The organism is Streptomyces sp. NPDC003379, assembly GCF_053589195.1.
Map to the genome: position 1 here is coordinate 66,471 of NZ_JBSFRK010000011.1, position 17,127 is coordinate 83,597.

17 protein-coding genes are annotated in these 17,127 nt (G+C 72.5%); 7 read left to right on the forward strand and 10 right to left on the reverse strand.

From position 1 onward, the window contains the following. Nucleotides 1-336 precede the first annotated feature (336 nt). A complete protein-coding gene (locus tag ACWDVB_RS12765) occupies nucleotides 337-1,389 on the forward strand; it encodes an NUDIX domain-containing protein (protein ID WP_451513618.1) in 1,053 nt (350 codons plus the stop codon). A gap of 25 nt (nucleotides 1,390-1,414) precedes the next feature. On the opposite strand, the gene ACWDVB_RS12770 is transcribed toward ACWDVB_RS12765, so the two are convergent. Further along, on the reverse strand, nucleotides 1,415-2,770 hold the full coding sequence (locus ACWDVB_RS12770) for a M20/M25/M40 family metallo-hydrolase (protein WP_451513617.1): 1,356 nt from the start codon (nucleotides 2,768-2,770) through the stop codon (nucleotides 1,415-1,417). Nucleotides 2,771-2,905: 135 nt separating this feature from the next. Between ACWDVB_RS12770 and ACWDVB_RS12775 the strand changes: the two genes are divergently transcribed. From ACWDVB_RS12775 to ACWDVB_RS12790, 4 genes are all read left to right on the forward strand, one after another. Beyond that, nucleotides 2,906-4,108: a geranylgeranyl reductase family protein gene (locus ACWDVB_RS12775; RefSeq protein ID WP_451513616.1), complete on the forward strand. Its 1,203-nt coding sequence runs from the start codon at nucleotides 2,906-2,908 to the stop codon at nucleotides 4,106-4,108. A gap of 43 nt (nucleotides 4,109-4,151) precedes the next feature. Beyond that, the gene (locus tag ACWDVB_RS12780; protein WP_451513615.1) at nucleotides 4,152-4,994 is read left to right on the forward strand and encodes an EamA family transporter; all 843 of its coding nucleotides are present in this window, start codon (nucleotides 4,152-4,154) and stop codon (nucleotides 4,992-4,994) included. Nucleotides 4,995-5,080: 86 nt separating this feature from the next. Beyond that, the gene (locus tag ACWDVB_RS12785) at nucleotides 5,081-6,322 is read left to right on the forward strand and encodes a sensor histidine kinase (RefSeq protein ID WP_451513614.1); all 1,242 of its coding nucleotides are present in this window, start codon (nucleotides 5,081-5,083) and stop codon (nucleotides 6,320-6,322) included. After that, the gene (locus ACWDVB_RS12790) at nucleotides 6,319-6,984 is read left to right on the forward strand and encodes a response regulator (protein WP_451513613.1); all 666 of its coding nucleotides are present in this window, start codon (nucleotides 6,319-6,321) and stop codon (nucleotides 6,982-6,984) included. The genes ACWDVB_RS12785 and ACWDVB_RS12790 overlap by 4 nt, the downstream gene beginning before the upstream one ends. Here ACWDVB_RS12790 and ACWDVB_RS12795 read toward each other — a convergent pair. Next, complete coding sequence (locus tag ACWDVB_RS12795; protein WP_451513612.1) at nucleotides 6,945-7,250, reverse strand: DUF6332 family protein; 306 nt, start codon at nucleotides 7,248-7,250, stop codon at nucleotides 6,945-6,947. The two genes, ACWDVB_RS12790 and ACWDVB_RS12795, sit on opposite strands and share 40 nt — an antisense overlap. A 100-nt stretch (nucleotides 7,251-7,350) precedes the next feature. Next, nucleotides 7,351-8,841, reverse strand: coding sequence for an MFS transporter (locus tag ACWDVB_RS12800; RefSeq protein ID WP_451513611.1), 1,491 nt, complete (start codon nucleotides 8,839-8,841; stop codon nucleotides 7,351-7,353). 89 nt (nucleotides 8,842-8,930) lie between these two features. Here ACWDVB_RS12800 and ACWDVB_RS12805 point away from each other — a divergent pair, with 89 nt between their 5' ends. After that, nucleotides 8,931-9,323 carry a MarR family winged helix-turn-helix transcriptional regulator gene (locus tag ACWDVB_RS12805; protein WP_451513610.1) on the forward strand — a complete coding sequence of 131 codons (393 nt, stop codon included), beginning with the start codon at nucleotides 8,931-8,933 and terminating at the stop codon, nucleotides 9,321-9,323. A gap of 90 nt (nucleotides 9,324-9,413) precedes the next feature. Here ACWDVB_RS12805 and ACWDVB_RS12810 read toward each other — a convergent pair whose 3' ends face one another. Both ACWDVB_RS12810 and ACWDVB_RS12815 read right to left on the reverse strand, forming a co-directional pair. After that, nucleotides 9,414-10,157: a maleylpyruvate isomerase family mycothiol-dependent enzyme gene (locus tag ACWDVB_RS12810; protein WP_451513609.1), complete on the reverse strand. Its 744-nt coding sequence runs from the start codon at nucleotides 10,155-10,157 to the stop codon at nucleotides 9,414-9,416. 51 nt (nucleotides 10,158-10,208) lie between these two features. Then, nucleotides 10,209-11,459: an MFS transporter gene (locus ACWDVB_RS12815; RefSeq protein ID WP_451513608.1), complete on the reverse strand. Its 1,251-nt coding sequence runs from the start codon at nucleotides 11,457-11,459 to the stop codon at nucleotides 10,209-10,211. Nucleotides 11,460-11,633: 174 nt separating this feature from the next. Here ACWDVB_RS12815 and ACWDVB_RS12820 point away from each other — a divergent pair, with 174 nt between their 5' ends. Further along, on the forward strand, nucleotides 11,634-12,866 hold the full coding sequence (locus ACWDVB_RS12820) for an ROK family protein (RefSeq protein ID WP_451513607.1): 1,233 nt from the start codon (nucleotides 11,634-11,636) through the stop codon (nucleotides 12,864-12,866). On the opposite strand, the gene ACWDVB_RS12825 is transcribed toward ACWDVB_RS12820, so the two are convergent. The 5 genes from ACWDVB_RS12825 to ACWDVB_RS12845 all read right to left on the reverse strand — a co-directional run bounded on the left by ACWDVB_RS12825 (nucleotide 12,863) and on the right by ACWDVB_RS12845 (nucleotide 17,081). Then, nucleotides 12,863-14,080: an MFS transporter gene (locus ACWDVB_RS12825; protein ID WP_451513606.1), complete on the reverse strand. Its 1,218-nt coding sequence runs from the start codon at nucleotides 14,078-14,080 to the stop codon at nucleotides 12,863-12,865. The genes ACWDVB_RS12820 and ACWDVB_RS12825 overlap by 4 nt on opposite strands. A 190-nt stretch (nucleotides 14,081-14,270) precedes the next feature. Further along, complete coding sequence (locus ACWDVB_RS12830; protein ID WP_451513605.1) at nucleotides 14,271-14,870, reverse strand: TetR/AcrR family transcriptional regulator; 600 nt, start codon at nucleotides 14,868-14,870, stop codon at nucleotides 14,271-14,273. A gap of 80 nt (nucleotides 14,871-14,950) precedes the next feature. Next, nucleotides 14,951-15,880, reverse strand: a complete 930-nt coding sequence (locus ACWDVB_RS12835) for a phosphotriesterase family protein (RefSeq protein ID WP_451513604.1) — start codon at nucleotides 15,878-15,880, stop codon at nucleotides 14,951-14,953. Beyond that, a complete protein-coding gene (locus ACWDVB_RS12840) occupies nucleotides 15,877-16,461 on the reverse strand; it encodes a DUF4865 family protein (RefSeq protein ID WP_451513603.1) in 585 nt (194 codons plus the stop codon). Before ACWDVB_RS12840 ends, ACWDVB_RS12835 begins: the two co-directional genes overlap by 4 nt. Before the next feature lie 23 nt (nucleotides 16,462-16,484). Beyond that, on the reverse strand, nucleotides 16,485-17,081 hold the full coding sequence (locus ACWDVB_RS12845; protein WP_451513602.1) for a TetR/AcrR family transcriptional regulator: 597 nt from the start codon (nucleotides 17,079-17,081) through the stop codon (nucleotides 16,485-16,487). Between the last annotated feature and the right edge of the window lie 46 nt (nucleotides 17,082-17,127).

Here is a 17,127-nt window from a genome sequence, read left to right on the forward strand (position 1 = left end):
ATCCCCCAGCGCCGACGCCGATCTCCCGCGGGGAGCGGCGCACCGGAATGCCACCTCTTCAGGGCACCGGGGACTGGGGTGCCTGAAGGGTCACGCTAGCGGGGGCCGCCGCGCTCTGGAGTGCGGGAACGATTCACGAAAACCGAGCTCCATGCGAACGGGTGAAAATCAAGGGAACCGCTTGACGGGGTCTTGGGTGGGGCGTGCTCCTCACTCATCGGCATCCACCAGCATCCATCGGCATTCATCGGCACCCGTCCGCATCCATCAGCGCCTGGTTTCCATGACAGGGTGTTGCGGGCAAGCCACAGGGGGCCAACGGCAGAGGGGGGAACCGTGATCGTCTGGATCAACGGCGCGTTCGGTGCGGGCAAGACCAGCGCCGCACGGGAACTGATCGAGCTGATCCCGAACAGCACACTCTTCGACCCGGAAGTCATCGGCGGCGCACTGCCCTGTCTGCTGCCGCCCAAGCGGCTCGCCGAGGTGGGCGACTACCAGGACCTGCCGGTCTGGCGCCGCCTCGTCGTCGACACGGCGGCCGCGCTCCTCGCCGAGGTCGGCGGCGTCCTCGTGGTGCCGATGACACTGCTGCGCCAGGAGTACCGCGACGAGATCTTCGGCGGCCTCGCCTCGCGCAGGATTTCCGTACGTCACATCCTGCTCGCCCCGGACGAAACGATCCTGCGCGAGCGAATATCCGGCCGCGAGGTGCCGCCGGACCTGCCCGACGGCGATCTGCGCCTGCGCCAGTGGGCGTTCGACCACATCGAGCCGTACCGCGCCGCCCTCGCCGGCTGGCTCGGCGCCGACGCCCACCGCGTCGACACCAGCGCGCTGACCCCGTACGAGACCGCCGTACACCTCGCCGACGCGGTACGCACCGGCGCCGCGTCCGTCTGCGACATCGTGCAGACGCCGGAGCCCACCTCGGAGACCCTCGCCGCCGGGGTGCTGCTCTTCGACGAACAGGAGCGGGTGCTGCTCGTCGACCCCACGTACAAGGCGGGCTGGGAGTTTCCCGGCGGCGTCGTCGAACCCGGCGAGGCCCCCGCGCGCGCGGGCGTGCGCGAGGTCGCCGAGGAGACCGGCCTCCACCTCTCCGACGGCCTCCGCCTGCTGGTCGCCGACTGGGAGCCGCCGAAACCGCCCGGCTACGGAGGAATGCGGTTCCTCTTCGACGGCGGCCGGCTCGACAGCTCAGAGGCGGCCCGCATGCTGCTGCCCGGCCCCGAGCTGCGCGACTGGCGCTTCGTCACCGAACGGGAAGCCGCCGATCTGCTGCCCTCGGTGCGCTACGAACGGCTGCGCTGGGCGCTGCGGGCACGCGAGCGCGGCGCCGCGCTCTACCTGGAGGCGGGCGTCCCCATCGATGGACAGCCCGACTGACACGAACCGGTCCGACCGCAGTCGATCAGCTCGCCGCGTACTTCCGCAGGAACAGCGCCTCGGCGACCGAGAGACGCTCCAGCTCCTCGGGCGACACGCTCTCGTTGACCGCGTGGATCTGCGCCTCGGGCTCGCTCAGGCCGATCAGCAGGATCTCCGCGCGCGGGTACAGCGCAGCCAGGGTGTTGCACAGCGGGATCGAGCCGCCGTGGCCCGCGTACTGCATCTCCTCGCCCGGGTAGGCCTCGGCCATCGCCGCGGCCATCGCCGCGTACGCCGGGCTCGTGGTGTCCGCGCGGAACGCCTGGCCCTGCCCGATCTGCTCCGTGTGCACCCGCGCACCCCACGGGGTGTGCGCCTCCAGATGCGCCTGGAGCAGCTTCGTGGCCTCCGTGGCGTCCACGCCCGGCGGCACCCGCAGGCTGATCAGCGCCCGCGCGCCCGCCTGCACGGACGGCGTCGCGCCGACCACCGGCGGGCAGTCGATGCCGAGGACGGTGACGGCGGGGCGCGCCCAGACCCGGTCGGCGACCGTGCCCTCACCGATCAGCCGGACACCGTCGAGGACCTTGGCGTCCTTGCGGAAGGTGTCCTCTTCGTACTGAAGTCCGTCCCAGACGGCGTCGGCCGTCAGACCGTCGACCGTCGTCGAGCCGTCCTCGGCGCGCAGCGAGTCGAGCACGCGCACCAGAGCCGCGAGCGCGTCCGGGGCGGCGCCGCCGAACTGCCCCGAGTGCAGGTTCCCCTCAAGGGTGTCGACACTGACGCGTACGAGGGTCATGCCACGGAGCGTCGACGTCACCGTCGGCAGGCCGACGCGGAAGTTGCCCGCGTCGCCGATGACGATCGTGTCGGCCGCGAGCAGCTCGGGGTGGCCCTCCGCGTACCGCTCCAGGCCGCCCGTGCCCTGCTCCTCCGAGCCCTCCGCTATCAGCTTCACGTTCACCGGGACGCCGCCGTTCGCCTTCAGGGCGCGCAGCGCGAGCAGGTGCATGATGACGCCGCCCTTGCAGTCGGCGCTGCCCCGGCCGTACCAGCGGCCGTCCCGCTCGGTCAGCTCGAACGGCGGGGTGGTCCACGCGGCCTCGTCCAGCGGCGGCTGCACGTCGTAGTGCGCGTACAGCAGGACGGTCGGCGCGCCCTCGGGGCCCGGCAGGAAGCCGTACACCGACTGCGTCCCGTCCGGAGTGTCGAGCAGCGCGACGTCCTGGAAGCCCTCGGCGCGCAGCGCGTCCGCCACCCAGTTCGCGGCGGCCTCGCTCTCGCTCCTCGGGAACTGCTCGAAGTCCGCCACCGAGTTGAAGGCCACCAGTTCGGTGAGCTCCGCCTTCGCCTTCGGCATGAGCGAGGCGACGGTCTCGGCGATCGGATTCGGCGACATGGGCACGCTCCTCGTAGGTGCGACGTTGTACATGTGGGTGCATGCGATCCTCCCACAGGAGGGGCCCGGAGGGCTCCGCCGTAGGATGCCTGGGGAAAGCGCGGCCAACAGCGGGATCAGGAGCGGTAGACCAACGTGAGCAGCGAGAACTCAGCGGACGACGCCCGGTATGTGTGGGACGTCGTCGTGGTCGGGGCCGGCCCCGCGGGGGCCTCGGCGGCCTATGCGGCAGCCGTCGCGGGACGCAGCGTGCTGCTCCTGGAGAAAGCCGAACTGCCTCGCTACAAGACGTGTGGCGGCGGCATCATCGGTCCCACGCGCGATGCCCTGCCGCCCGGCTTCGAGCTGCCGTTGCGGGACCGGGTGCACGCGGTGACGTTCACGCTGGACGGCAAGTTCACGCGCACCCGCCGCAGTCGGCAGACGCTCTTCGGGCTGATCAACCGCCCCGAGTTCGACCAGCAGCTCGTCGAGCACGCGCAGAAGGCGGGCGCCGAGCTGCGCACCGGCGTCACCGTCGCGCGCGTGGAGCAGCACGGCCCCGAGGTGCCCGACCGGCGGACCGTCGCCGTGGTGCTCCAGGGCGGTGAGAGCGTCCTCGCCCGCGCCGTGGTCGGCGCCGACGGCAGCGCCAGCCGCATAGGGGCGCATGTCGGGGTCAAGCTCGACCAGGTCGACCTCGGCCTGGAGGCGGAGATCCCGGTTCCGGCGACCGTCGCCGAGGACTGGGCGGGGCGGGCCCTCATCGACTGGGGCCCCATGCCGGGCAGTTACGGCTGGGTCTTCCCCAAGGGCGACACGCTCACCGTCGGCGTGATCTCCGCGCGCGGCGAAGGCGCCGCCACCAAGCGGTACTTGGAGGACTTCATCGCCCGGCTCGGCCTCGCGGGCTTCGAGCCCAGCATCTCCTCGGGGCACCTCACCCGCTGCCGCAGCGACGACTCGCCGCTCTCCCGTGGCCGGGTGCTGGTGTGCGGCGACGCGGCGGGCCTCCTCGAACCGTGGACCCGCGAGGGCATCTCGTTCGCGCTGCGCTCCGGGCGGCTCGCGGGGGAGTGGGCGGTCCGGATCGCGGAGTCGCACGACGCGGTGGACGCCCGCCGCCAGGCCCTGAACTACGCCTTCGCCATCAAGGCGGGCCTCGGCGTGGAGATGAGTGTGGGCCGCCGCATGCTCCAGATCTTCGAACGCCGCCCCGGCGTACTGCACACGGCGATCACGGGCTTCCGCCCCGCGTGGAACGCCTTCGCGAAGATCACCCGAGGCTCGACGACGCTGGCGGAACTGGTCCGCACGCATCCCCTGGCGAGGCGGGCGCTCAGCGCGATAGACCGCTAGGCGCCCGGCGGGTCAGGAGTGATCTGCGGGGCACCTGCAAGGGATGGGTGCTCTTTTCGCGTTGGCCTCCGCGGGCTGCTACGGCGTCGTCGACTTCGCCGGGGGGCTGCTGTCCCGTCGCGTGCACTTCGCCGTGGTCACCTTTCTCGGGCAGGTCGGCGGGCTGGTCCTCGCTCTGATCGTGGCTCTTGCCGTTCCCGCGGAACAGGTTCGGGCCGTGGACATGGCGTGGGGTGCGGTCTCCGGTGTCGGGAGCGCCGCCGCCATGCACTTCCTGAACCGTGGGCTCAGCCGTGGCGCCATGAGCGTGGTCGTACCGGTGAGCGCCGTCACGGGCGTGGCGCTCTCCGTGCTGTGCGGCGTGATGTTCCTCGGCGACCGGCCCACCGCGCTGTCCTGGCTCGGCATCTGCGTCACCGTGCCCGCGCTCTGGCTCGTCTCCGCCGGGGGCGCCGGTTCCGGCGGCGGGAAGCCGTCCGAGCGGCTGCCGGTGGACGGTCTGATCGCCAGCGTGGGAGCGGCCGTGCAGTACATCGGCCTCGCCCAGGCCGACCCGGGCGGCGGCGTGTGGCCCGTCGCCGCCGGGCGCCTCGCGGCGGTCGCGCTGCTGTTGCCGGGCGCCTGCCGGATCACGGCCGAGTTCCGGCAGCCCCTGAAGCTGTCCGGTCTCGCCCTGCTGATCGGCGCGGGGGCCGCCCTCGGTCTCATCCTCTACTTCTGGGCCACCCGGCAGCAGATGCTGGCCGTCGCCGTCGTCCTCGCCTCCCTGTACCCGGCCGTCCCGACGGCCCTGGGGCTCGCGGTGCTGGGCGAGAGGGTCACGCGGGCGCAGGTGACCGGCCTGGTGGGCGCGGCCGCGGCCGTCGTCCTGCTCACCCTGGGCTGAGCGGCCACGCGTACTCCCGCGGGAGTACGCGCGTCCGCCACGCCTGGCGGACGCCCGCGGTAGCCCGCGCGGTCTAGCGTGACGTCATGGACGAGCGGCGCGAACGCGGGCCCGGCGGCCCGCCCTGGTGGAACCCGGCGACACGGGACGGGAGGACAGGACACCGGCTGCCCTGGCTGACGACGCTCGCGCTCACCGCGTTCGTACAGGTCGGTTCCGGTTTCGCCGGGCACGGCCAGCTCGACCGCGAGACACTCGACCCCTTCGCCAGGGCGCTGCTCCTCCTGGCCACGGCCGCGCTCCTGCTGCGCCACCGCTGTCCGGTCACCGTGGCGTACACTACCGCCGGGGTGACGCTGGTCTACATCGGCGCCGGATACCCGTACGGACCGGTCCTCCTCGCCGTCGCCGTGGCCTGCTTCGCCGCAGTCGTCGCGGGGCGCCGGCGTGCCGCATGGGGTGCCGTCGGCGCGCTCTGGGCCGGGCATCTGCTCATCGCGCACTGGCTCTACCGGTGGCTGCCGCCCGGCGACGACGGGGCCCGCCCCTGGGGCGAGGAGGCCGTGGTCGCCGTCTGGGTCGTCGCGATCGTCGCCGTCTCCGAGCTCGGCCGCGTACGCCGTGAACAGTGGGCCAAGGAGCGTGCCGAGCGCGCGCAGGCCGCCAAGCGGCGCGCGGACGAGGAACGCCTGCGGATGGCGCGCGAACTGCATGACGTCCTCGCGCACAGCATCTCCGTCATCAACGTCCAGGCCGGCATGGGCCTCGCCCTCCTCGACTCCGACCCCGAACAGGCCCGCACCGCCCTGACCACCATCAAGGCCGCCAGCAAGGAGGCGCTGGGCGAGGTACGCCACGTCCTGGACACCCTGCGCGCCCCCGGCGAGGCGCCCCGCGCCCCCGCCCCCGGGCTCGACCGGCTCCCCGAACTCGTCGAGCAGGCCGGGAGTACGGGGCTGACCGTCGACGTCACCACAGAGGGCGCCCGCGCGAAGCTGCCGCCGGGCACGGACCTCGCCGCGTTCCGCATCGTCCAGGAGGCGCTGACGAACGTCGTACGCCACTCCGGCTCGCGCCACGCGCGCGTGCTGGTGCGCCACGACGAGGCGGCACTCACCCTGCGCGTCGACGACGACGGGCCCGCCACCGGCGCCGACGCGGGCGGCAGCGGCAACGGACTTGCCGGGATGCGGGAGCGCGCCGCCGCCCTGGGTGGCACGATCGAGGCGGGCCCGCGCCCGGACGGCGGCTTCCGCGTGACGGCCGCGCTGCCCCTGGCGGCGGGCCGGGACCCCAAGGCCCGCACGGCACCCCGGGAGGCTCAGTGATCCGCGTACTGCTCGCCGACGACCAGTCCCTGGTCAGGGCGGGCTTCAAGGCGCTCCTCGACGCCCAGCCGGACATCGAGGTCGCCGGGGAGGCCGCGGACGGCGAGGAAGCGGTGCGGCTGGTGCGCGAACTGCGCCCCGACGTCGTCCTCATGGACATCCGCATGCCACGGCTGGATGGGCTCGCGGCGACCCGCGGGATCACGGAGCAGCCGGAGTCGGGCGGCGTGAAGGTGGTCATGCTCACCACCTTCGAACTCGACGAGTACGTCTTCGAGGCGATCCGCGCCGGAGCCTCCGGCTTCCTCGTCAAGGACACCGAGCCGGACGAACTGGTGCGCGCGCTCAGGGCGGTGGTCGAGGGCGACGGGCTGCTCTCGCCGGGCGTGACCCGTCGGCTCATCGCCGAGTTCGCGGCCCGTTCCAAGGAGCCGACCGCCGCCGACGTCCTCGCCGGACTCACGGAGCGGGAACGGGAGGTGATGGCGCTCGTCGGCATCGGCCTCTCGAACGACGAGATCGCCCGCCGTCTGGTCGTCAGCCCGCTCACCGCCAAGACGCACGTGAGCCGGACGATGGTGAAACTGGGCGCCCGCGACCGCGCCCAACTGGTCGTACTGGCCTATGAGTCGGGCCTGGTCCGCCCCGGCTGGCTGGGCTGAACCGTCCCCCGCCCGCGGCTGTGGAACCTCCACAGCACGGTGGCCACCCGCACGGCGAACGCCGCCGCGCCGAGCGTGGGCCCCACCACGCGGAGCGCGCTCGCGACGGCGCGCGGCGGGTCGAACGCCAGGAGAGGACCGGCGGTCACCACACCGATCACGGCGAGGGCCACGACGGCCCCGCTGACGAGCGCGTACCCGATCTCGATCGTGATCGCGTCCCGCTCGGCGGACGAACGCCGCCTCGAACACCCCGTTTGTGCCATGCCCGGAAGTGTCACAGCCAGGGCCCCCGCGGGCAAGGAGCCGGGTGCCCGGCGGGCAAGGGGCCGCCGCCGGGCACCCGGCTCACACCTTCGGGACGGATCAGTCGCGGACGGCCACACGCTCCCGGTCGGCGTCCGACAGCGGCACTGACTTCGTAACGACGACCGTCTCCGGCGTACGCCGTGTCCGCACCCCGGTGAGCGTGATCAGAAGCCCGGCGACCGCGATGACGGTCACCACGATCAGGCCCGGCCGGAAGCTGTCCAGGACGGCCTGCGGCGAGGAGTCACCGGCGTGGGACGACGCGGTGACCACGGCCGTGACGATCGCGAGGAAGATCGCGCCGCCCACTTGGATCGAGGTGTTGAGCAGCCCGGAGACCATGCCCTGCTCGTCGTCGTCCACGCCGTTGGTGGCCTGGATGTTGAGCGAGGGGAAGACCAGGGCGCACGCGAGGCCGAGCAGGATCATGGACGGCAGGACCACGGCCGCGTACGCCGGAGTGAGGCTGATCCGCAGGAACAGCACGTACGAGGCGACGAGCAGCACGAACCCGGCCACGATGACGCGCGGCGTGCCGAACCGGTCGATCACCGAGCCGACCTTCGTCGACGACAGCGCGACCAGCGCGCCCGCGGGCAGGAAGGCGAGCGCGGTCTCCAGCGCGGACCAGCCGAGCAGCGACTGGAAGTACTGCGTGGCGAGGAACTGGAAGGACACATAGCCGCCGAAGAACGTCATCGCGCCGAGCTGCGCCCGCAGCTGCGGCCCGGAGCGCAGGACGCCGAGGCGGACCAGTGGGCTGGCGGAGCGCAGCTCGACGCGTATGAAGACGGCGAGCAGGGCGGCCGCGACGAGGAACGACAGGAGCGTGCGGGCCGACGCCCAGCCGGCCTCGGGGGCCTCCACGACGGTGAAGACGAGCAGCAGCATCGCGGCCGTGCCGGTGACGGCGCCGGGAATGTCGTAACCGCCCTTGTTCTGCTCGCGGGCGCTGCGCGGGATCAGCTTGATGCCGGCGACCAGCGCGAGCAGTGCGATGGGCGCGGGCAGCAGCATGGTCAGGCGCCAGCTGGCCTCGGTGAGCAGGCCGGAGAGGACCAGGCCCATGGAGAAGCCGGTGGCGGCGCAGGTGGTGTAGATGGTGAGCGCGCGGTTGCGGACCGGGCCCTCGGCGAACGTGGTGGTGATGATGGACAGGCCCGCGGGCGCGGTGAACGCGGCGCTCAGGCCCTTGATGAAGCGGCTGGCGATCAGCAGCGGCCCCGAGTCGACGAAGCCGCCGAGCAGTGAGGCGAGCGCGAAGACGGCGAGCGCGATGAGGAAGACCCGGCGGCGGCCGAGGAGGTCGGCGGCGCGTCCGCCGAGGAGCAGCAGTCCTCCGTAGCCGAGGATGTAGCCGCTGACGACCCACTGGAGGGTCGAGGTGGAAAGGTTCAGTTCGGAGCCGATGGAGGGCAGGGCGACGCCGACCATCGATACGTCGAGCGCGTCGAGGAACATCGCGGCGCAGAGCACCAGCAGAGTGCCCCACAGGCGCGGGGTCCAGCGCTCCGGGGACGCGGAGACAGCTGTGAGCGGAGAAGTCATGCGGAGTAAGGTACATGCAGATGCATTGAGTGCAAGTGCATTTAATTACGATGCAACAAACGGGGCGTTCTCTGCTAACGTGCGATGTCATGGCGGCGAAAACGGCCGAGCAGGGGCTCGTGGATCAATGGCGGGACATCCTCGCGGTGCATGCGCGCACACTGTGCGAACTCGACCGTGAGCTGCATCCGCACGGCCTGGGGGCGAGCGACTTCGAGGTCCTCGACGTGCTGGCCGAGGGGCCGTCGGATGACGGCGGCTGCGCGTTCCGCGTGCAGGAGATCTCGGCGCGGATCCATCTGAGCCAGAGCGCGCTCTCCCGCCTCATCGGCCGCCTGGAGAAGGACGGACTCGTGGAGCGCGGCATGTGCAGCGAGGACCGACGAGGGGTGCGGGTCTCCCTCACCGACAAGGGGCGTGAACTGCACCGCGAGGTGCGGCCGTTGCAGCGGGCTGTCCTCAAGCGGATGCTCAACGACTGAGCGGGCATCCAGCCGACTGAGCGGTTGCCCGGCCGACCGGGCGGGCACCTATGGTGCGCCTATGGAGACACGCGGCCCCGGCGCCTGCCGTCAGCGCATGACGATGGCCGACTTCTCCCGCCACAGCGCCGCGAGCGAGCGATCCCCGCTCACCTCGGGGAACGGCAGCCGGTTCCACAGCGCCAGGTAGAGATGGGCCGCGGGCCCGGACACCTCGCAGTCGGCGGGAGCCGTCGCGCCGCGCTCCGCGACCGGCGGCGCCTCGGAAAGGCGTACGGTCCAGCTCCGCTCGTCGGGCGTGTCCGTGGCCCGCACCCGCAGCACGCGCGGTACGTCGGTGCGCACCTGGCTCTTCTCGCGCGCGTGGAAGCCGAGCAGCAGTTCCTCGATCCCGTCCACGGCGAAGTCGGCGCCCACCGGTGACGGCGTGCCCCCGCGCGCGGACTCGGCGTCGACCCGGTGGACGGTCGTCTCGTTCGCCTGCCGCCGCGCCCAGAAGGCGAGCGGCGAAGGGGCGGGCAGGAACGCCCAGCACTGGACGTCGGGCGGCGCGGTGGTGAGCGTGTCGACCAGCGCGGCGTGCCCCTCGCGGAACCAGTCGAGGAGTGCCGCGCCGTCCAGGTCCGGCAGCTCCCCGCCGAGCCGGAACTCGGTGCGCCGCTCGGCGATGAACGCCGCCGCCCAGCGATGCACCATCCCCGTGTGCCGCAGCAGGTCCCGCACCTCCCAGTCCGGGCAGGTGGGCACCTTGGCGTCGGGCCCTGCCTCCTCGGCGGCCCGGGCCAGCAACCGCCCCTCGTCGCTGACTACTTGAATGTGCCGGGAAATGTCCATGCGGGGATTGTGTCGGATGGAGCGCGCTCGAACGGGAGGCTCCGGTAGATGTCAGACCGTTTCCGTAGACGGCTCGCGCTCCGTGCGCCGGGTCGCGAAGCCGACGCACGCGGCGACCCCGGCCAGCACGGCCACGCTCGTCAGGGCCGTGGGCAGGGAGTACCAGTCCGCCATGAAACCGATGAGGGGCGGCCCCACGAGCATGCCGCCGTAGCCGAGCGTCGACGCGGCGGCGACGCCGCCCGGACCGGCCAGCGCACCCGCGCGTTCGACCGCCACGGGAAAGATGTTGGCGAGCCCCAGCCCGGTGACGGCGAAGCCCGCCAGGGCGAGGCCCGCGGAGGGCGCGAGCGCGCCGAGCAGCATCCCGGCGCACGCGAGGGCGCCGCCGCCGACCACCGTGCGGGTGCGGCCGAGCCGTTCCAGGAGCGTGGTGCCGAGGAGGCGGCCGATGGTCATCGCGAAGGCGAAGCACGCGTAGCCGGCGGCGGCGATGCCCGGGTGCGCGTGGAGGTCCTGCTCCAGATGCAGCGGGCCCCAGTCGGCGATGGCGCCCTCGCCGTACGCCGTGCACAGCGCGATGAGCCCGAAGACGAGGACCAGGCCACGGGTGCGGCGGTCCATGCGGCGCGAAGTGCCGCCCTCCGGCGTGGTGGACGGGCTCTTGGGGCGGGCGGGGGAGTGCGCCCGGATGCGATCCGCCGCCCCGTGCCGCAGCAGCGCGGGCGCGGTCGCCGCGGTGACCGCGAGGCCGAGGACGGTGATGCCGAGCAGATGAGGCGTGGGGGACAGGTGCCCCGCGACCAGGCCGCCGAGCCCCGAGCCGAGCATGCCGCCCAGGCTGAACGCCGCGTGGAAGCTGGGCATCACGGGCCGCCGCAGCGCGGTCACGAGGTCGACGGCCGCGCTGTTCATCGCCACGCTGATGCCGCCGTACGCGGCTCCGAAGAACAGCAGGACGACTCCGAGCACGAGGACCGAATCCGTCAGCGGCGGCAGCGCGACGCTCAGGGGAAGCAGCACTCCGCAGGCGACTGTCACAGGGAGGCTGCCGTAGCGCGCGCACAGCCGCCCGGTCAGTGTCATCGTGACGACCGCACCGGCGGACACGGCGAGCAGCGCGAGGCCCAGCCGGCTCGCCGACGCGCCGGTCTGCTCCTTGATGGCGGGGACGCGGACGACCCAGCCGGCGAAGACGAAGCCGTCGAGGGCGAAGAAGACGGTGAGCGCCGCGCGCAGGCGGCGGAGGTCGGGGGCGGCGGGCCGCGGCGCTGCGGTCCCGGTTTTGTTTAGTAGCGGCACAAAGTCAGGGTAGGGGTGCGCGCCGGCGACGTACAAGACGTTTCAGGCGGCGTACGAGACGTCTCAGGCGATGTACGAGACGTCTCAGGCGACGTACAAGACGCTTCAGGGGAGGAACGAGCGGATGACGCACGGACGGCGAGCCCGTGTACGGATCATGGGAGACTCGCCCTCATGAACGGCAAGGCTGACCCTCGCGCCGAGGGGGAAGTGACCACGCGTACCCGCCTGGAGCGAGGGCGCGGCGCGCTGGGCCCCGCGCTCGAACTGGTCCACACCGGGCGCGCCCCGACCCGTGCCGTGCTCACCGCGGAGCTGGGCGTCACGCGCGCCACGGCGGGCGCCGTCGCCGCCGAGCTGGAGGCGCTCGGCCTGATCCGGATCGACGCGAAGCCGAGCGCGGCCGCGGGGTCGCAGGGCAGGCCGTCGCACCGCCTCGCCGTCGCGGACGAGGGGCCCGTCGTGCTGGCGGCGCAGGTGCACGCGGACGGGTTCCGGGCCGCGCTGGTCGGGCTCGGCGGGCGCACCGTCGCGACCGCGCCCGGCTGCGAGACCATCGACGCGGACCCCGCACAGGTCCTCGGTTCCGTGGTCGACGCGGGCGCGCGGCTGCTCCGGGAGACCGGCAGACGCTGTGTGGGGGCGGGACTCGCGGTGCCGTCCGCGGTGGCCGAGCCGGAGGGCACCGCCCTCAATCCGCTGCACCTGGCGTGGCCCGCGGGCGCGCAGGTCCGGGAGATCTTCACCGACTGCGTGCGCGCCGCGGGCATCGAGGGCCCGGCCTTCGCCGGCAACGACGTGAACCTCGCCGCGCTCGCCGAGCACCGCCACGGCGCGGGGCGCGGCGCCCGGGACCTGCTGTGCGTGGCGACCGGCCACCGCGGTGTGGGCGGCGCCCTCGTCCTCGACGGCCGCCTGCACACGGGGAGTTCGGGCCTCGCGCTGGAGGTCGGCCACCTCACGGTGACCCCCGAGGGACGGCCGTGTCACTGCGGCAGCCGTGGCTGCCTGGACGTCGAGACGGACCCCCTCGCGTTCCTGACGGAGGCGGGCCGCGAGCCCGGCCCCGAGGGGCTGCTCGTACAGGCCCGCGCCCTGCTCCGTGACGGCTACGGAGAGCCGTCCGTGCGTCGCGCGGCCGAGGTGCTGATCGACCGGCTGGGTCTCGGCCTCGCGGGCCTTGTCAACATCCTCAACCCGGACCGGATCATCCTCGGCGGTCTGCACCGCGCCCTCCTGGAGGCTGACCCGGAGCGGCTGCGCGCCGTCGTCGCGGACCGGAGCCTGTGGGGGCGCAGCGGCAGCGTACCGATCCTCGCCTGCACGCTGGACCACAACAGCCTGGTGGGGGCCGCCGAACTGGCCTGGCAGCCGGTGCTCGACGACCCCCTCGGGGCGCTGGGCTAGACCGTCTCGACCACATCCCGCCCGGCGGGTCGCCCGTCCTCGACCGGCACCGCCGCCGGGGTCGTCCGCGCCTCGGTCCGGCGGCGCAGCAGGTCGGGCACCAGCGTGCCGAGCCCGAGCAGGGCGAGCCCCGCGCCGATCCACAGCGGCGCCCGCAGACCGAAGGTTTCGATGGCGGGCCCGCCGACGGACGTGGCGATGATGATGCCGAGCGTGATGAAGGAGGAGTGGACCGTGTTCACCAGCGGCCGTGCGTTGCCGGTGCGCTGGACACGGGTCACGAGCGCCGGGTTCATGGTGACCCCGACCAGGCCGATTCCCATCATCAACACCGCGGCGGGCACGGTCAGTTGGGCGAGGAGCGCGAACCCGGTGAGGAAGGCCAGGTTCAGCGCGAGGCCGACGACGAGGACCGGGATGGCGCGGCGGTCGGCGAGCCGTCCGACGACCGTGTTGCCGACGACGGTGGCGGCGCCGTACGCGATGAGCAGCAGCGGGACGGTTCCGTTGGAGAACCCGGTGATCTCGGTGAGGATCGGATTGAGGTAGCTGAAGGCGGAGAAGGTGGCGCCGATGACGAAGGTGCTGGTGGTCAGGGTGAGCCACAGCCGCGGATTGCGGAAGGCGCCCAGCTCTTCGCGCAGGCCGCTGCGCTCCTCGGTCCCGCCGTCGGCGTCCGGCACTCCGGCGAGCGTGGCGAGGGCCGCGAGCACGGTCAGGACGGTGATGGCCCAGAACGCGGCGCGCCAGCCCAGGTGTTCACCGATGACGGTGGAGAGCGGCAGACCGAGCAGCGTGCCCAGCATCAGCCCGTTGAGAGCCACGGCGACGGCGCGCCCGCGCACTTCGGGCCGGGTCATGCGGGAGGCCAGGGAGATGGAGACGCCGAAGAAGGCCTGCGAGGCGATGCCGGTGAGTACGCGGGCCACCAGCATGGTGCGGTAGTCGGGAGCGAGGGCGGCGAGCACGTTGCCCCCGAGGAAGATGCCGAACAGCAGCAGCAGGGCAGCCTTCTGTCGCATCCTCAGGAGGGCGACCGTCAGGAAGGGTCCGCCGAGGGCCATCGCGGCGGCGAAGGCGGTGATGAGATAGCCGATCTCGGGAATCGTGGCGTCCAGTCCCTCGGCCATCTGCGGCATCAGTCCTGCGACCACGAATTCGCTGGTCACCATGGCGAAGATACCAAGGGCGAGTACGTATACGGCGCGGGGCATGGCGGTGTGCTCCTGTCGGGTCGGGTTATTTTAGATAGTTCAGTACAAAACAAGGGCATGAAGAGGCGCGCCGGGTGGCGGCGTGGGAGCGGCGCGCGTGGGAGCGGCGCGCGGGGTGGTGGCGCGCGGGGGCGGTGTACGGAGGCGGTGTACGGGGAAGGGCCGCCCACCGGCGTCCGGTGTGTACCGGCTAGCGCACCGTCAGCGCGTCGAGCGCGGTGTCGGCGATGGCCTCCAGGGCGGCCCGGTCGGCGCCGCCCTGCGCGGAGACCCGCATGCCGCCGATGACGGCGTTGACATAGCGGGCGAGGGTGTCCGCGTCCCGCCCCTTCGTGATGTCGCCGTCCCGCTGTCCGGAGCGGATCGCGGCCCGCAGTGCGGTGAGCCGCGTCGCGAGGTCGCGCTCCAGCATTGCGGCCGCCTCCGGGTCGCGCGCGGCGAGCTCGACGGTCGTGTTGACGGTGAGGCAGCCGATGCTGTGCCCGTCCTCCCGGTGCTCGAACTCCCCCTCGATGACCCGGGCGAACAGTGTGCGGAGGCGCTCCGTGGCCGATCGGCCCACGTCCTCCAGGATCTCGATCTGGGCGGTGTTCATCATGTCCATGTAGCGGGCCAGGGCGCGCCGGAAGAGATCGTGCTTGCTGTTGAACGTGTTGTAGATGCTGCTGCGGCCCAGGCCGGTGGCGTCACACAGGTCCTGGGTCGAGGTGGCCTCGTAGCCGTTCACCCAGAACGCGTGCATGGCCGCGTCCAGGGCCCGCTCCTCGTCGAAAGTCCTCGGTCGGGCCATGGGGAGACCGTACCGGTTTTGGAACGCTCGGTGCAATAAGCTGGGTCCACTCCGCTGCTCACTCCACGACTGAGCCCACCTCACAGCTGGGCCCACTCCGCTCCGAACGCCCGCCCCGCGTTGACCGTGAGCATCAGCTCCGTCAGCTCCTCGCCCACGGCGAGCTCCAGTCGGCGCCGCACTCCGCGCAGCAGATGCGGCATGCCCGGACCGCCGCTCACCGACCGTGCCCCCGCCGTGGTCGTGTCGCCGCCCAGGAGCAGGCGGTCGCCGAAGCCCGCGTCGGCCAGGGACCGTACCGCTTCCGGCATGCGCCAGTCCGTGGCGTGATGGGCGCGGGAGGGACCGTCGAAGGCGAGATGGGCGCCCGTCTCGGCGGCCTTGTGGTGGAGGGCGAGATCGGGGGAGCGGTTGAGGTGGCCGAGGATCACTCGGTGCGGCGGGACCGCCAACTCGTCGCAGAGCAGGTCGAGTACGTCCAGCGCGGCCGTGCCCAGCTCCAGGTGCACGGCGATCGGGGCGCCGGTCGCGTGATGAGCCTCGGCCGCCGCGGTCATCGTCCACCGCGCGTGGGCGTCGAGCCCGTGGAAGCCGCCCGCGACCTTGATCAGCCCGGCCCGTACTCCGAAGTGCCCGATGCCTTCCGTGAGTTCGCGCACGAACAGCTCCGTGAGGCCCTCCGTGCGGAGCCGCTTCAGTAGCTCCGGCGTGTAATGGGCGGCTTGGTGCAGTCCCGTCGCCGCGACGATCCGTACGCCCGTCGCCCTGGACAGCTCCGGCAGCCGCCCCGCGTGCCGTCCCATCCCGTGCGGCGTCCACTGCACGACGCTCTGCCCGCCCGCCGCGCGGAACGCCGCCAGCTCGTCGGCCGCCGCCCCGGCCGAGTCCAGTTCCTGGCCCGGGAGTCGCGGGCTGCGCAGGAAGAGATGGTCATGGGCGTCGCAGACCCCGAGGTCCGCCGGGGCGATGTCGCCGAGAACCGTACGGACGGCGCCCGGGGACGCCGTCACCACTGCGGCCCGTTCGCGGGCTTCTCGTGCTCCGGTGCCGACAGGTGCAGCACCCGGAAGACGTCCCCGAGGCCCTGGGGCGCCTCGTGCTCCCAGAGTGAGAAGTGCACCGCTTCCCAGGTCCGCGGGTCGACGGCCGTCAGCGCGCTCACGGCACCGGCCTGCCGGACCAAACGGCGTGTGTCTTCCGCGAGTTCATGCGCCGGCTCGGGGAGGCGTGACGGCTCGGGGATGCGTCGGCGGCGGCGTACCGCCACCTTCGGGGTGATCCCGGGCGCGAGTGCGTCCTCGTACGCGAGGACCGACCCGTGCTGCACCGCGGGCCGGCCGAAGTCGTCGACGAGTCCCTGGAAGCCGGGCCCCCAGAGAAAGGAGTTCATGCCCTCGGCGGTGTTCCAGCAGTAGAACGGCGCGTACTGGTTGACGGGCGAGCCGTCCTTGCCGCGCTCGCGCATCAGATAGGCCTTGAAGCCGAGTCCGGCGAACGCGTCGAGGAGATGGCCCTTCGACTCGACGCGGTGGCGGATGACGCCCATGTCGTAGTCGGCGGGCAGAGTGATCTCGTACTGCATGGCGTGCATCGCGTACTTCCTTGGCGGCGGGGTCAGTTGGGGTGGGAGTCGGTGGTGGTGCGGAGAGGGGCGGCGCAGGCTCCGAGCAGCGCGAGCAGGCCGCGTACCGCCGCGTCGAACGCGGTCGGTGCACCGGACGAGCGGGCCAGGACATAGCCGCCCTGCACCGTCGCGACGACCGCAGAGGCGATCTCCCGAGGATCGAGCGCGGACGTGAACTCGCCCTGGGCGCGCCCCTCTTCGAGGATTGCCGCGAGCCGGTCGCGCAGCCAGTCGAGAGTCTCGGCGACCGGCGCGCGCAGCTCGTCGCTCGCGATGACGTCCGGGTCCATCGTGAGCCGCCCGACCGGACAGCCCCTCAATACGTCGCGCTCCCGGAGTAGATACGCCTCGATACGCGCGTACGCCGTCCCCGGACCGGCGAGGGCGGCATCGGCGGTGGCGCGCATCTCCTCTGCCGTACGCCGGATCGCGGCGAGCGCGAGGTCGGGTTTGCCGGTGAAGTGGTGGTACATACTGCCTTGCCCCGCGCCCGCGTGCTGCTGGATCGCCTTGGGGCTCGTACCCACATAGCCCCGCTCCCACAGCAGCTCGCGCGTGGACTCGATCAGACGCTCGGGAGTGCTCATGAAACCACTGTACATACCAGTAGGTACAGAGATCCACTGACGGCGC

What these genes read in the sequence shown, in the direction of transcription:
- ACWDVB_RS12795 (WP_451513612.1), bottom strand. Translation starts at nt 7,250, where the DNA reads ATGGCACAAACGGGGTGTTCGAGGCGGCGTTCGTCCGCCGAGCGGGAC.
- ACWDVB_RS12810 (WP_451513609.1), bottom strand. Translation starts at nt 10,157, where the DNA reads ATGGACATTTCCCGGCACATTCAAGTAGTCAGCGACGAGGGGCGGTTG.
- ACWDVB_RS12780 (WP_451513615.1), top strand. Translation starts at nt 4,152, where the DNA reads ATGGGTGCTCTTTTCGCGTTGGCCTCCGCGGGCTGCTACGGCGTCGTC.
- ACWDVB_RS12845 (WP_451513602.1), bottom strand. Translation starts at nt 17,081, where the DNA reads ATGAGCACTCCCGAGCGTCTGATCGAGTCCACGCGCGAGCTGCTGTGG.
- ACWDVB_RS12830 (WP_451513605.1), bottom strand. Translation starts at nt 14,870, where the DNA reads ATGGCCCGACCGAGGACTTTCGACGAGGAGCGGGCCCTGGACGCGGCC.
- ACWDVB_RS12840 (WP_451513603.1), bottom strand. Translation starts at nt 16,461, where the DNA reads ATGCACGCCATGCAGTACGAGATCACTCTGCCCGCCGACTACGACATG.
- ACWDVB_RS12800 (WP_451513611.1), bottom strand. Translation starts at nt 8,841, where the DNA reads ATGACTTCTCCGCTCACAGCTGTCTCCGCGTCCCCGGAGCGCTGGACC.
- ACWDVB_RS12820 (WP_451513607.1), top strand. Translation starts at nt 11,634, where the DNA reads ATGAACGGCAAGGCTGACCCTCGCGCCGAGGGGGAAGTGACCACGCGT.
- ACWDVB_RS12785 (WP_451513614.1), top strand. Translation starts at nt 5,081, where the DNA reads ATGGACGAGCGGCGCGAACGCGGGCCCGGCGGCCCGCCCTGGTGGAAC.
- ACWDVB_RS12825 (WP_451513606.1), bottom strand. Translation starts at nt 14,080, where the DNA reads ATGCCCCGCGCCGTATACGTACTCGCCCTTGGTATCTTCGCCATGGTG.
- ACWDVB_RS12770 (WP_451513617.1), bottom strand. Translation starts at nt 2,770, where the DNA reads ATGTCGCCGAATCCGATCGCCGAGACCGTCGCCTCGCTCATGCCGAAG.
- ACWDVB_RS12805 (WP_451513610.1), top strand. Translation starts at nt 8,931, where the DNA reads ATGGCGGCGAAAACGGCCGAGCAGGGGCTCGTGGATCAATGGCGGGAC.